A 13,057-nucleotide genomic window follows, 5' to 3' on the forward strand; every position below is an offset into this window, starting at 1 on the left:
CAGGGCTGCTTTTACTTTGTGAGTAGCTGCCGGTGTTGTAGATTATGTTCTGGCGCATCCTCTCCGGGAAAATCCAGCTCTCACCGCTCCAAACTCCCGTATGGGTCAGCGTTTGGGTCAAGCCCGTTTTGTGCCGTTTTGACACTACCAGGGGAGGAGAGCAATCAAAAATCTAAACTACCGAAAAAGTCCTGAAATCCTGGTAAAGTTAGTGAATAGTGAAGAGTGAATAGGGAAAAAGGAAATCCCAGATGCGAAAGCATCTGGGATTTATGGTTGCGGGGGCAGGATTTGAACCTACGACCTCCGGGTTATGAGCCCGACGAGCTACCAAACTGCTCTACCCCGCGATATAAAATTGTGGTGCCGGAGACCGGGATCGAACCGGCACGGGATTTCTCCCACGGGATTTTAAGTCCCGGGCGTCTGCCAATTCCGCCACTCCGGCCCGTGGGCAAGAATTATAATACCATGGCCCCGGGGCTGTGTCAAGAGAAAATTTTAAAATCGGGAAAAATTCTTCTTGACGGCAGAGCGGGAGTGTGCCAAACTGGGTGAGAATAGGAGGAACCAGCTATGGGAAAGGAATTGACCGAAAAGGACATTGAACTCATGCGCCAGGAGCTGTATCACCGGCGGTTTGAGCTGCGGCCCAAACTCATTGAGGCGGTGAAGGAGGCCCGGGCCTTTGGCGACCTCAGCGAGAACTTCGAGTACAAGGCCGCCAAGCAGGAGAAAAACCGCAATGACAGCCGATGCCGGTACCTGGAGAACGTCATCCGCACCGCCACCATCATCTCGGACAAATCCCAGGAGGGGACGGTGGGACTGTACGACAAAGTCACCCTCTACGTGGAGGACGACGAGGAGGAGATGGTCATCCAGATCGTCACCACCATGCGCCAGGACGCTCTCAAGGGCCTGGTGAGCAAGGAGTCCCCAGTGGGCCGGGCGGTGTTGGGCCGCCGGGTGGGGGACCGGGTAACGGTACAGGTCAACGACAACTACGGCTATGACGTGATCATCCGGGCCATTGAGCCGGGCGAGGACAACGGGGAGGCCCCCCTGGTGTCCTTCTAATTGGATAGAAAGGAAGAAGAACCATGAAGAAGATGAAAACGCTACTTGCTGCGGTGCTGGCCGGGGCCCTGTCCCTGAGCCTGGCCGCCTGCTCCGGCCCCAAGGCCGCCGAGACCACCACCCAGCCCACTGGCCAGCCCACCCAAGAGGTATTCCAGGGTGAGAACGTGCGCCTGGCAGTGCTCTCCGGCCCCACAGGCATTGGGGCGGCCAAGCTGCTGTCGGGCAGTGACAACGGCGATACCGTCAACCACTACACCTACACCGTGGCCTCCGACAACAACGAGGTGGTGGCGGGGCTCACCGCCGCCGAAGGGGAGTATGACATCGCCATGGTGGCCTCCAACGTGGCCGCCAACCTGTACAACAAGACCGAAGGGGATGTGAAGATCCTAGCCCTGGGCACCCAGGGTGTGCTCCACATCCTGGAGGGGAGCAACGGCACCGCCATCCAGTCCATGAAGGACTTGAAGGGCAAGACCATCTATGCCACCGGTCAGGGCGCCAACCCGGAGTACATCCTCCGCCACCTCCTCACGGAGAACGGTCTGGAACCGGACAAGGACGTGGAGATCGTCTTTGCTGACGCCACCGAGATCAGCGCCAAGCTGATTTCCGGAGAGATTGAGACGGCCATGCTCCCTGTGCCCGCCGCCACGGCCGCCATCGCCCAGAGCAAGGGCAGCGTCCGGGACGCCATCGACCTCACCACGGCCTGGAATGACCTGGACAACGGCAGCCAGCTCATCATGTCCGCTGTGGTGGCCCGGGCGGACTTCCTGGCCGAGCACCCCCAGGCAGTGGACGCCTTCCTGGAGGAGTACGAGGCTTCCGTTACCTATGTGAAGGAGAACCCGGAGGAGGCGGGGCAGCTGGTGGCAGACCTGGGCATCGCCCCCTCCGCCGCCATCGCTCAGAAAGCCATTCCCCAGTGTAACCTGGTGTTTTTGTCCGGGGAAGACATGAAGCCCGCCATCAGCGGCTACTATGAGGTGCTCTACTCCATCGACCCCACCGCAGTGGGCGGAAAGCTGCCGGATGACGACATCTACTATGTCCCCTAAGGGAAAGAAAACACTGTTCCGGGTTGCCATACCCCTGGCCGTCTGGCTGGGGGTATGGCAGCTGGCATCTTGGTGGGTGGGGCGGGACCTGCTGCTGCCCTCTCCGGCCTCGGTGGCGGCGTGTCTGGCGGAGCTGGGCCAGACCGGGGAGTTCTGGCTGTCTGCGGTGTCCACCCTGACCCGGGTGGCGTGCGGCCTGGTGGGCGGGGTGGTGCTGGGCACTCTGTTGGCCTTTCTCACCCACTTTTTCACCTGGGCGGACCGGATATTCTCCCCTGCCATCCGGGTGCTGCGGGCTACCCCGGTGGTGTGCTTTATTTTGCTGGTCTACTTATGGGTGGCCCGGGCCAACATTCCCGGACTCATCGCGGGAATGATGGTGCTCCCGGTGGTGTGGGGCAGCCTGACGGCGGGGCTCAAGGCGGTGGACGGACAGCTGCTGGAGCTGGCCCGAGCCTATGGATTTTCCCGCCTCAAAACCCTGCGTCTCATCTACCTGCCCTCTCTGCGCCCCCACTTCACCGCCGCCCTCCTCAATGGTTTTGGCCTGGCCTGGAAGTCCGGGGTGGCCGCCGAGGTGCTCTGTCCGCCCAAATTCGCCATCGGCTCCAGCATTCAGCAGGCCCGGCAGGCCCTGGAGACCCCGGAACTGTTTGCCTGGACGGCGGTGATTGTGGTTCTCTCCCTGGTTCTGGAGGGGCTGCTGGGGCTGTGGCTGAAACCCAGAGGGGAGGGTGTGACATGATACAGGTGAAACATCTCACGGTACGATACGGGGACAAGGTGGCCCTGGACGACGTGAGCCTCTCCATTCCCCGGTCCGGGGTCACCGCCCTGGTGGGTCCATCCGGGTGCGGCAAGACCACTCTGCTGCGGGTGCTGGGCGGGCTGATGCAGCCTCAACAGGGGAAAATCTCCGGCCTGAACCCCGCAGAGACTGCGTTTCTCTTTCAGGAAAACCGCCTGCTGCCCTGGCGCACAGTGCTCCAACACCTCACCGATGTGGCCCCCCGCCACCCCGCCATGGCCCCCCAGCACTGGCTGTCCCTGGTGGAATTGGAGGGGGAGGAGGAAAGCTACCCTGCGGCCCTGTCCGGAGGTATGGCCCGGCGGCTGGCCCTGGGGCGGTGTCTGGCTCTGGAGCGGGAAGTTCTACTGTTGGACGAGCCCTTTACCGGGGTGGACCCCCAGCGGGCACAGCGTATCTTGCAGCGACTGAAAGCTCTGGGCAAGCCGGTGATTTTGGTGGCCCATGAGCCCCACTTGGCCCAGAGCTGTGACCGAGTGGTGGAACTCAAGTAAATAAAAATAGGAATTTATCGCAAAAAAAGTACGGTCAGCTTTCGCTGACCGTACTTTTTTCTCTGTTAGGGATTAGCGGCGGCTGCGCTTGTAGGCCACGGTGGCGGCACCCAGGCACACCACAGCGGAGGCCAGAGCGGCCACATACCACAGCACCTGGGCGGAGTCGCCAGTCTGAGGCACGTCGGGCTTCTCAGAGGGCTTGGCGGTGGGCTCCACGGTAGGCTGAGCGGTGGGCTGAGCGGTGGGCTCCACAGTGGGAGTGACCACCTCTTCCAGAGCGGCAATGGCGTCGTTGAGCTTGGAGACCATAGCGGCCACCTCGTCGGTGGTCAGGGCGCTGTAGGTCAGCAGGTCGGAGGCCTCCTTCACCACGCCCTGGAGCGCAGTCCAGGACTCCTGAGTGTACAGGGAGGAATCCATGCCGGCGATGCTGCCCAGCACAGCGGTGATCTCGCCCTTGTCGCCCACAGAGAGAGCGTTGTAGCTCAGGCCGTAGCCGTTGGCATAGGTCTGGCCGTTGAGAGCAAAGACGTTGTCGGTGAAAGCGCCCTGCTCCTCGTCATACTCCATGATGTTCACAGGCAGAGTGCCCTGGGCGGGGAAGATGCCGAAGGCCACTTCCACACCGGCGGGGACGTTGGGACCAAAGGCGGCGTCAGGCACCAGACCCTCGGTGGGGTCCATGCCCTTGTTGCCGTACACGGCCATGATGGCGTCGGCATTGTCGTAGAACTGCACGTCATAGGGGTGGGAGATGCTCATGACCACGGACTTCTTGCCCAGCTCGTGGGCGGTGTTCACGATCATTTCGGGCATGTCCCGCTTCCAGGTGCCCGGCCTCATGGAGGAGCCGCTGAGCTCGGAGATGACGATGACGTAGTCGCTCTCGGCGATCTTGTCCTTGATCTGGGCCTGGGTGGCCTCGTCGGCGTTGTAGTAGATCAGGGACTCATACTCCACGCCGTCCACCAGACCGGCAGCCTGAGCGCGGCGGAAGCCCAGCTCCAGGCCCGGGGCCTCGTTGGAGTAGGCACCCACCAGCAGCACCTTCTCACCGCCCTTGGTGCGGATGGGCAGAGTGTTGTCCTGGTTCTTCACCACGGTGACACCGGCGGCGGAGATTTCCCGCTCCTCCTGGCGGTTCTCCTCGGAACCCACGGCGGCCAGAGCCTTCTCCAGGGAGTAGTCGGCGGGGTCGTAGTCCAGAATGCCGCGCTTCTCCTTCAGGGTCAGGATGCGGGTGACGGCCTCGTCGATACGGCTCTGGGGAATCTCACCGGACTCCACAGCGGCCATGATGTCGGCGATGATCTGGTCCAGGTTGTCCACGCTGCTGTTCCGATCCAGCACGCAGGGCATGAGCAGAATGTCCATACCAGCCTTGATGGACTCGATGCAGGCCTCGGACTGAGTGTACAAATTGGCCAGACCTGCCATGTTCATGGCATCGGTGATGAGAACGCCGTCGTAACCCATGTCACCGCGTGCGATGTCGGTCAGGAACTTCTTGGAGACCGTGGCGGGGATGTAGTTGCCGTCCTTCATGGTGGGGTCAATCTGGGGATAGGCGATGTGGGCCACCATGAACATGTCGGTGCCCGCATCCATAGCGGCCTGGAAGGGGACCAGCTCCATGTTCTTGAGCTCCTCATAGCTCTTGTTCACAACGGGCAGGCCGGTGTGGGAGTCGGTGGCGGTGTCACCGTGGCCGGGGAAGTGCTTGGCAGCGGTGATGACGTTGGAGGAGTTGATGCCCTCGATCATGGCCACGGCGAAGTCAGCCACCTTGTCGGGGTCGTCGCCGAAGGAGCGCAGGCCGATGACGGGGTTATTGGGGTTGTTGTTCACATCCACCACAGGGGCAAAGTCGGTGTTGATGCCCAGGGCGCTGAGCTCGCGGCCGATGATGGCACCGGCCCGCTTGGCGTACTCGGTGTCACCGGTGGCGCCCACGGCCATGTTGCCGGGCAGAGCGCTGCCGGAGCCCAGACGGTACACAATGCCGCCCTCCTGGTCAATGCCGATGAGCATGGGCACCGGGCTGGCCTTGCCCTCCAGGTTCTCCGCCTGCAGGTCCTGGACCAGCTTGAAGCTCTGCTCGGTGGTCTTGACGTTGTCGGCGAAGAGGATGACGCCACCAAAGTCGTGGTCGTGGAGCACCTGGGCCACCTGATCGTTCATCTCGGTGAAGTCAGGGGCGGTGCCCTCTCCGGTGGTGGACCAGTCCCGGAAGTCGGGCATGAGCATCTGCTCCACCTTTTGTTTCAGGGTCATGTTGCCCAGAATCTCCTCCACACGGGAGGAGGCGGCGTTGGCCCGGGTGGGGGCCAGGAAGGGGACGCACATGGCCGCTGCTAAGGCACAGGCACCCACTCTTTGCAAGAGCTTTCTTTTGTTCATAGAACATTCTCTCCTTTCAACGGGGTTTCCCAATTTGGCGTTGACATTATAATGCAAAAGTGAGTTTCTTGTCAAGCTATATTTGTGCAATAAATACGAAAAAATACACCCCGGAGTTGGGGCCAAAGGGCCCCGTCCGGGGTGTATGGGTAAAATATGGTATCAATGGGCTCAATATTGGTTGACCCATCCCGCAATGAGCAATTCCGGAACCAGCCAGGCCAGCATGAAAATAAAGAAGTTCACAGGGCTCAGGGCCTCATAGGAGCCGGTGTAGGCGATAAAGCAGGTGAGCAAAACGCCCAGGACGGCCCCGGCCAGGGCAAACACCAGACTCAGCCGGGTGGCCCAGCGCAGACGGCGGCAGCCCAGCACGGTGTCGCAGAAGGCGCCCACGCCCTCCCGGGACAGCAGAGCCACGGGCTGGGTGGAGTGGAGCTGGTTGGCGTCGGACAGCTCTCGGCGGCGGTCGGTGGAGGGGAACTCCATCTTATCCACCGGCAGCTTGAACTTGGAGCTGAGCAGGGCAGGGATGAGGTTGGGGTCCCGGGTGGCCAGAATGGGGGTCACCTTCAACCCGATGAGGGTGGACAGGCTGGGACGCACCGTGGAGGGCATGGCGTAGGTGACCGGGAACATGGCCGCCAGCTTGCCGTCTACGGCACAGTAGATGGCGTGCTTGACCCGGATGCTCCGGGGCAGGGGGATGTCCACCAGGTGCATGAAGTCGGAGGTGCCCACGATGATGTCGTGGTTGTGGATGATGCCGGTGATGCCGCCCTCGTGGAACCGCACCCCGGAGGCCTCCCGGTAGAGGGCACCGGTGGATTGCAGCAGCTTATAGAAGGGCTGGGTCAGGCCGCAGTCGGCCACCTTTAACAGAGTGGCGGCATAGGACACGGTTTTTTCCTTCTTGGCGGTGCCGAACAGCTCAAACTGGGACACCTGAATGCATCCGGGGGGGAACAGGTCTCCGTCGGTGAGGACGATGCCCGCATGGCGGCAGCGCTGCACCCCCGCCCACCCGGCGATGGCAGCCCCCACCTTATAAAGACGGGAGGACAGCTTCTTGTAGGGCAGGGCAAAGGCCAGCAGAGAGGAGTAAGAGGACGCTGCGGTAAAGGTGGCGGCAGCGGCCCACACAAACCGCTCTCCGGCTCCCTGGCCCACAGAGGCCAGCAGAGAGCAGAGCAGACAGGCTAAAATGAGCAGGGGGGCAGCGATGGCGTAGGCCTGCTGGGCCCCGTCCTCCATTTGCAGCTGGGAGCCGAAGCCCCGGGAGGTGCCGGGCCACTTGGAGTAGGCGGGACGGTGGTTCCACTTGTCCTCGTCCAGGGACACCACATAGGGGGCGCTGGTCTGAGCGGCGGCCTTGGCAGAGAACCGGTCTCCCTGCTGGCGCAGGTAGCGGCCCCACATGGCCATGGTCAGGCCCAGGGCGGTGATGGCGCAGCAGGGCAGATTCTCCCCACGCTGGGGCCACACCGAGAAGGTGAGGCCGTCGATGAGGGAGAACAGCCAGGCCAGTGCCACCAGGGACTCGGCCCGGGGGTGGAGCTTACACAGGCGGACAATGCCCACCACCAGCACTTCCATACACAAAATGCCCACAATGGCCAGCAGACCACACAAAATCCACACCCGCAGCTGGGTCAGGGACACCCCGGGCACGGAGATGGAGATGGAGATGGAAACCGGGATATCCACCGAGAGGGCCATGGCCAGGAGGCTGAGCACCAGGGAGATGATCACCCGGTTGCGCCGGGCCTTCAACCCCTTTTGATAGCGGGCGGCCAGCTCGGAGGGCTTGGTGTCCGGGGGGACAGGCTTGACCTTGGCCCGGGCGGGTTTGGGCCGTTTGAGTTTGCTGAGGGCTTTGAGTACCTTGGGCAGCTTGGGTACCTTTTTCTTTTTGGGCGTGGGCACCGGGGTCTCCTGGTCCACGCCGGGCAGATAGGTCTCCACCTTTTTGGTCTCCGCGTCCGGCTCGGCCTGGTCGTACATGTGGTCGGCGAAGTGGTCGGCCCGACGGCTCAGGGTGGACAGGCGGGCGCCCAGGTGGCGCAGCAGGGTGGCAGGCTGGATGATGGGCATGGGCGGGGCTTCCTGGTCATCCTGGTCCTGGCTCGGTTCCTCCTCCTGGGTGGGGGCCTTCTTTTCAAACTGGACGGGCTCAGGGCCGTCCACCGGGGGCTGCTGGGGGGCTTGCTCCCCCTGTTTCTTCTTCTTTTCCGGGAAGGGGACCACTTTGGCCTTGCCCTTGCCCTCTTCGGCCTCTTGCGCGGAGGAATCCTCCCCCTCCTCGCTGTCTGGGTGGTGGGAGTCCGGGCGGCTCTCCAGCCGCATTTTCAGCTGTAAAATGGCCTCTACCTTCTCCGGGTCCTGGACCGGGGGCTGGGCGGGAGCCTCTTCTTCCGGCTCCTCTTCTGCCTCTTCTACCTGTTCCTCGTCCAGAATTTCCCCCTCTTCTTCGAGTTCCGGCTCCTCCGGGGGCGGAGCAGATGCGGCAGAGGAAGTGGAGCTAAATTCGGCTAAAATATCATCCAACGCGTAGTTGGGCTGTTGGGGATCGTAACGTTCAGACATGGGGCGTGCTCCTTTGCGGCGGTTCAGCTACGCTGGCGGACGGCTTCATACAACACCACAGCGGCGGCGGCCGAGGCGTTGAGGGAGTTGACCTGGCCCCGCATGGGGATGGACACCAGGAAGTCACACTGCTCCCGCACCAGACGGCTCATGCCGTTGCCCTCGCTGCCGATGACAATGGCGGCGGGGCCCTTCAAATCCGCCTGATAGAGGCTGGTGGAGCCGTCGGCGGCGGTGCCGAACACCCACAGCCCCTCCTCTTTCAGCTCACGGAGCAGGGCGGTGAGGTTGGCCACCCGGGCCACAGGCAGGTAGCTGACGGCCCCGGCGGAGGTCTTGGCCACGATGGCGGTCAAGCCGGCGGAGCGGCGCTTGGGGATGATGACCCCGTGGGCTCCGGCGGCCTCGGCGGTACGGATGACAGCGCCCAGGTTGTGGGGGTCGCTGAGCTCGTCGCACACCACCACCAGGGGGGCCTCCCCCTTGTCCCGGGCGGACTGGAGGATGTCGGACACACTGGCGTACTCCCGCACCGCCGCCACGGCGATGACGCCCTGGTGGGAGTGGGTGACGCTCATGGCGTCCAGCTTGCGGCGGTCCGCTTCCACCACTACAATGCCCTTACCCCGGGCGGTGGAGGCGATGTGGCCCAGGGTGGCGTCGGTCTCACCCTTGGCGATATAGACTTTATCCACGGCGGTGCCGGCCCGCAGGGCCTCAATAACGGCGTTACGGCCCTCGATGATGCCGTCGGCGGGACTGTTTTGCTCTCTGTGTTGTTGGCGCATAGCAACGTGCTCCTTTGTTCTGATCTCTATTATGGAAGTCGATCCAGAAGATCGCAGAAAAATTTGTTCATGGTTGACGTAGTATTATATCACGGTTTTGCCGGATGAAAAAGAGGGAAAACGGAGAATCTAACAGGGAATCCGGGCAAAGTCATAGAAAGTTTACACCCAGGCCAAGAACATTTCTTGTTTTTACCTTTCAGATGTGTTATACTTCTCGCAAATGGTGAAACGAAACCGTTTCAGGAGAAAAACGCCGGGCAATCTTACCCGGCTTGTGTGATTTTAAGGAGGACACCCCTATGGCGGGACCCAATGGACCCAACAATCAAAATGACAACAGAAAGCGACCATCCCTGGGCTTTATCGGCATCGTGGTGTGGGCCATTCTGTTGGTGGTGCTGCTCAACAGCTGCGTGGTATCCATGCGCTCGGCCAGTACCATCACCGTGCCCTACTCCACCTTCCGGGAGTGGGTGGTCAGCGACTATGTGGACAAGGTGGAGATGGACAACTACGGGTACTACTTCACCTTGAAGGACGACGCAGCCCCCCTGCAAGAGTACAAGGATAAAATCAAAAATTCCGGCTCCACCAGCCTGAGCGTCAGCAACCTGCTGATGGACCAGCTTGGCAGCAACCAGAAAAACAAATTGAAGTTCCAGGCGGCCATGCCCCCGGTGGAGGACTCGGACATCATCAACCTGATGACCGAGCACGGGGTGGAGTACAAATCGGAAATGATCAGCAGCGAGCAGACCATGCTCTACGGCGTGCTCAGCTATGTGCTTCCTACCTTGATTTTGGTGGTAGCCATGGTCTTCCTCTACCGCTACATGTTCAAGAAGATGGGCGGCGGCGGTCTGGGCGGCCTGGGCGGCGTGGGCAAGGCCAACGCCAAGGTGTACGTGGAGAAATCCACCGGCGTCACCTTCCGGGACGTGGCAGGCCAGGACGAGGCCAAGGAGAGCCTGGAGGAGATCATCGACTTCCTCCACCATCCCCAGCGCTATACTGAAATCGGCGCCAAGCTGCCCAAGGGCGCCTTGCTGGTGGGCCCTCCCGGTACCGGTAAAACTCTGCTGGCGAAAGCCGTGGCAGGAGAGGCCAACGTGCCCTTCTTCTCCATCTCCGGCTCCGACTTTGTGGAGATGTTCGTGGGCGTGGGCGCTTCCCGTGTCCGTGACCTGTTCAAAGAGGCCAACAAGATGGCCCCCTGTATCATCTTCATCGACGAGATCGACACCATCGGTAAGTCCCGTGACAACCGCATGGGCGGCAACGACGAGCGGGAGCAGACCTTGAACCAGTTGCTGGCGGAGTTGGACGGCTTCGACCCCGGCAAGGGTATCATTGTCCTGGGCGCCACCAACCGCCCCGAGGTGCTGGATAAGGCGCTGCTGCGTCCCGGCCGCTTCGACCGACGCATTACCATCGACCGGCCCAACCTGGCCGGACGTCTGGCCACCCTCCAGGTACACACCCGGAAGATTCGTCTGGCTGAGGACGTGGATTTGAACAAGATCGCCCAGGCCACCGCCGGATGCGTGGGCGCTGACCTGGCCAACCTGGTCAACGAGGCCGCCCTGCGGGCGGTGCGCCAGGGCCGCAAGGCCGTGAACCAGCAGGACCTGCTCTCCTCCTTCGAGTTTGTCATCGCAGGCAGCGAGAAGAAGGGCACGGTGCTCACCGAGCAGGAGAAGCGGATGGTGGCGTACCACGAGGTGGGCCACGCCCTGGTGGCGCATTTCCAGAAGAACAACGCCATGCCCGTGTCCAAGATCACCATCGTGCCCCACACTCAGGGCGCTTTGGGTTACACCCTCCACCTGCCCGAGGAGGAGAAGTTCCTCATGACGGAGGAGGACCTGCTGGCCGAGATTCGCTCTCTGTTGGCTGGCCGCTCGGCGGAGGAAGTGGTGTTTGCCTCCCGTTCTTCCGGTGCTGCCAACGACATCGAGCGGGCCACCGACATTGCCCGCAAGATGGTGACCATGTTCGGTATGAGCGAGAAGTACGGCATGATGGGCCTGGCCACGGTGCACAACCAGTACCTGGACGGCCAGCTGGGCCTGACCTGCGGCCAGGAGACCGCCGCCGGCATCGACAACGAGGTGCGTGCCATCATCGAGCGCTGCCACGGCGAGGCCATTCAGATTTTGAAGGACAACCGGGAGCTGCTGGACAAGATCGCCGCCTACCTGTTGGAGAAGGAGACCATCACCGGTGCCGAGATGGTGGCCATCATCGAGGGCCGGGACCCCGCTCTGGCAGAGGTCACCCTGGACAGCAACATCGAGCCCCCCGCCCGGGCCATCCACATGGTCAGCGAGCCGGTGCCCATGCCCCCCGCTTCCTCTCAGGAGCCGGAGCAGGACAAGGAGCCGGAGGCCGACTCTGACGGAGACCAGACCCCCGACGGGGAGAAGCCCGATCAGCCTCAGGAATAACTATCAGACAAAAACGGATGCAGAGTCAATTCTGCATCCGTTTTTTTGTAGGATTGTTCCCCCAGTCCAGCCGGGGTACAATCTTTTTTACTTTCTGCGCTGGTCAATGAGTTCCTTTACCTGTCGGCCCTGATCTACCGGAAGGTCTACCCACTTCCCCTGCACCTTGATGTTGAGGCGACCGCTGCCTGCTCCCCGTACCCGAGTGTCCTCGATTGCCGAATAGGGCAGCTCAAAGGGTTGGGTTTGTACCATCAGAAACTGCTTGCGAATCCAAATACCGCTGATACCAGATTCATTCAAATGCACACACACCTTTTTCCGCTGCATCAGGTTCCACACATGCAGGGGTACGTCAATCACCAGTAAGAAGGCCAGGAACTTCAGGACCATCTTTTCTTCGCTGAACAGCCAAGAGGGCAACTCGCTTTGAATGGACCAAACCCAGGCGGCGGCGAGGACCGAGAGGATGATGAACATGAAATCTGTAACCAAAGCCGGATTCCATGCAGAAAAAGACATGGAATGGGGTTGCCCGGCCTCCGTCTTACCACAGTTGGGACACTTCCCGGTTTGCTCGTCCAATGGAGTCCCACATTTTCCACAATACCGCATTTGTTTCTCTCCTTTATCTTCATTTCTGGAGACATATGGAAACATGTCTCTGCACTCATTTTAGTAAAGATATTTACTAAAGTCAATAGTAAATATCTTTACTATGATAACCTCCAAACCAGGACATGATAGGACTGTCATTGACTGGATGGGAGGCAAAAACATGGAGTATTACCAGAAACGCATTCGTGACCTGCGGGAAGACGCAGATAAGACCCAGAGTGAGATTGCCGAGATGTTGGGGACTTCTCAAACCATGTATGCCCGCTATGAACGGGGCGCCAGTGAGCTGCCCATTCGCCACCTGATCAAACTGGCCCGGTATTACCACGTCTCCACGGATGATATTCTCGGCCTGACTCCACTGAATTAGGGGAGTTGTCAGCCCTCCGGCGGACTGAGGGGGTGTCCTTCTCCGATTTGTCAGGCGGAGACCAGCGCCCCCGCCGGGGACGCTCCGCTGGGGTAACTTTCTGACTGGGCAGAAAGTTACCAAAGACCCACCAAAGGCGGGGCCTTCCCCCGCCTTGTGGAATCCACCCCGCGGTACTGGTGGAGGGTGCACCTTCCTCTGTTCGGCCCTTGGCTTGGTGAGGTCACATAGATGGCACGGCAATCCTATTGTAAGTTTCAGCTTCTATGGCAAGTAAACTTCTACCTCCAGGGCCTTACCCTGGCCAGCAACTGTTCCCAGTTGCCGGGGGCCGGGCGCAAAAAGCCCCTGAACATTGCCGAATTTCTTGCGTTGTTGGGTGTAGGGGAGGGGCTT

At 61.0% G+C, this 13,057-nt stretch carries 10 protein-coding genes and 2 tRNA genes; 6 read left to right on the forward strand and 6 right to left on the reverse strand.

The features are described from left to right. Window positions 1-273: 273 nt before the first annotated feature. Window positions 274-350: transfer RNA gene (locus B5F22_RS11310), tRNA-Met, on the reverse strand. Between the two features lie 11 nt (window positions 351-361). After that, window positions 362-448: transfer RNA gene (locus B5F22_RS11315), tRNA-Leu, on the reverse strand. Between the two features lie 128 nt (window positions 449-576). Here B5F22_RS11315 and B5F22_RS11320 point away from each other — a divergent pair. From B5F22_RS11320 to B5F22_RS11335, 4 genes are read left to right on the forward strand one after another with little or no spacing between them, the layout of a single operon-like run. After that, the gene (locus tag B5F22_RS11320) at window positions 577-1,080 is read left to right on the forward strand and encodes a GreA/GreB family elongation factor (RefSeq protein ID WP_087233569.1); all 504 of its coding nucleotides are present in this window, start codon (window positions 577-579) and stop codon (window positions 1,078-1,080) included. A gap of 23 nt (window positions 1,081-1,103) precedes the next feature. Continuing rightward, window positions 1,104-2,144: an ABC transporter substrate-binding protein gene (locus B5F22_RS11325; RefSeq protein ID WP_242955122.1), complete on the forward strand. Its 1,041-nt coding sequence runs from the start codon at window positions 1,104-1,106 to the stop codon at window positions 2,142-2,144. Then, window positions 2,134-2,889, forward strand: a complete 756-nt coding sequence (locus tag B5F22_RS11330) for an ABC transporter permease subunit (RefSeq protein WP_087392635.1) — start codon at window positions 2,134-2,136, stop codon at window positions 2,887-2,889. Before B5F22_RS11325 ends, B5F22_RS11330 begins: the two co-directional genes overlap by 11 nt. Next, a complete protein-coding gene (locus B5F22_RS11335) occupies window positions 2,886-3,446 on the forward strand; it encodes an ATP-binding cassette domain-containing protein (protein WP_087392636.1) in 561 nt (186 codons plus the stop codon). The genes B5F22_RS11330 and B5F22_RS11335 overlap by 4 nt, the downstream gene beginning before the upstream one ends. Window positions 3,447-3,518: 72 nt before the next feature. On the opposite strand, the gene B5F22_RS11340 is transcribed toward B5F22_RS11335, so the two are convergent. The 3 genes from B5F22_RS11340 to rlmB form a co-directional block, all read right to left on the reverse strand. Next, window positions 3,519-5,849, reverse strand: a complete 2,331-nt coding sequence (locus B5F22_RS11340) for a glycoside hydrolase family 3 N-terminal domain-containing protein (protein WP_087392637.1) — start codon at window positions 5,847-5,849, stop codon at window positions 3,519-3,521. A 171-nt stretch (window positions 5,850-6,020) separates the two neighbouring features. Beyond that, window positions 6,021-8,435, reverse strand: a complete 2,415-nt coding sequence (locus B5F22_RS11345) for a hypothetical protein (RefSeq protein ID WP_087392638.1) — start codon at window positions 8,433-8,435, stop codon at window positions 6,021-6,023. Between the two features lie 23 nt (window positions 8,436-8,458). After that, the gene (gene rlmB, locus B5F22_RS11350) at window positions 8,459-9,223 is read right to left on the reverse strand and encodes a 23S rRNA (guanosine(2251)-2'-O)-methyltransferase RlmB (RefSeq protein WP_087392639.1); all 765 of its coding nucleotides are present in this window, start codon (window positions 9,221-9,223) and stop codon (window positions 8,459-8,461) included. 302 nt (window positions 9,224-9,525) lie between these two features. Here rlmB and ftsH point away from each other — a divergent pair, with 302 nt between their 5' ends. After that, window positions 9,526-11,673: an ATP-dependent zinc metalloprotease FtsH gene (gene ftsH, locus B5F22_RS11355; protein ID WP_087392640.1), complete on the forward strand. Its 2,148-nt coding sequence runs from the start codon at window positions 9,526-9,528 to the stop codon at window positions 11,671-11,673. Window positions 11,674-11,760: 87 nt separating this feature from the next. On the opposite strand, the gene B5F22_RS11360 is transcribed toward ftsH, so the two are convergent. Then, on the reverse strand, window positions 11,761-12,258 hold the full coding sequence (locus B5F22_RS11360; protein WP_143482253.1) for a hypothetical protein: 498 nt from the start codon (window positions 12,256-12,258) through the stop codon (window positions 11,761-11,763). Between the two features lie 193 nt (window positions 12,259-12,451). Between B5F22_RS11360 and B5F22_RS11365 the strand changes: the two genes are divergently transcribed. Beyond that, window positions 12,452-12,661 carry a helix-turn-helix transcriptional regulator gene (locus B5F22_RS11365; protein ID WP_087233593.1) on the forward strand — a complete coding sequence of 70 codons (210 nt, stop codon included), beginning with the start codon at window positions 12,452-12,454 and terminating at the stop codon, window positions 12,659-12,661. Window positions 12,662-13,057: the final 396 nt, after the last annotated feature.

The sequence above is a fragment of the Pseudoflavonifractor sp. An187 genome (genome assembly GCF_002160275.1).
Classification (GTDB): Bacteria; Bacillota; Clostridia; order Oscillospirales; family Oscillospiraceae; genus Enterenecus; species Enterenecus faecium.

Bases quoted from the DNA above. Each gene is read 5' to 3' on its own strand.
- B5F22_RS11325 (WP_242955122.1), top strand. From the start codon at position 1,104: ATGAAGAAGATGAAAACGCTACTTGCTGCGGTGCTGGCCGGGGCCCTG.
- B5F22_RS11340 (WP_087392637.1), bottom strand. From the start codon at position 5,849: ATGAACAAAAGAAAGCTCTTGCAAAGAGTGGGTGCCTGTGCCTTAGCA.
- B5F22_RS11320 (WP_087233569.1), top strand. From the start codon at position 577: ATGGGAAAGGAATTGACCGAAAAGGACATTGAACTCATGCGCCAGGAG.
- ftsH (WP_087392640.1), top strand. From the start codon at position 9,526: ATGGCGGGACCCAATGGACCCAACAATCAAAATGACAACAGAAAGCGA.
- B5F22_RS11330 (WP_087392635.1), top strand. From the start codon at position 2,134: ATGTCCCCTAAGGGAAAGAAAACACTGTTCCGGGTTGCCATACCCCTG.
- B5F22_RS11335 (WP_087392636.1), top strand. From the start codon at position 2,886: ATGATACAGGTGAAACATCTCACGGTACGATACGGGGACAAGGTGGCC.
- rlmB (WP_087392639.1), bottom strand. From the start codon at position 9,223: ATGCGCCAACAACACAGAGAGCAAAACAGTCCCGCCGACGGCATCATC.
- B5F22_RS11365 (WP_087233593.1), top strand. From the start codon at position 12,452: ATGGAGTATTACCAGAAACGCATTCGTGACCTGCGGGAAGACGCAGAT.
- B5F22_RS11345 (WP_087392638.1), bottom strand. From the start codon at position 8,435: ATGTCTGAACGTTACGATCCCCAACAGCCCAACTACGCGTTGGATGAT.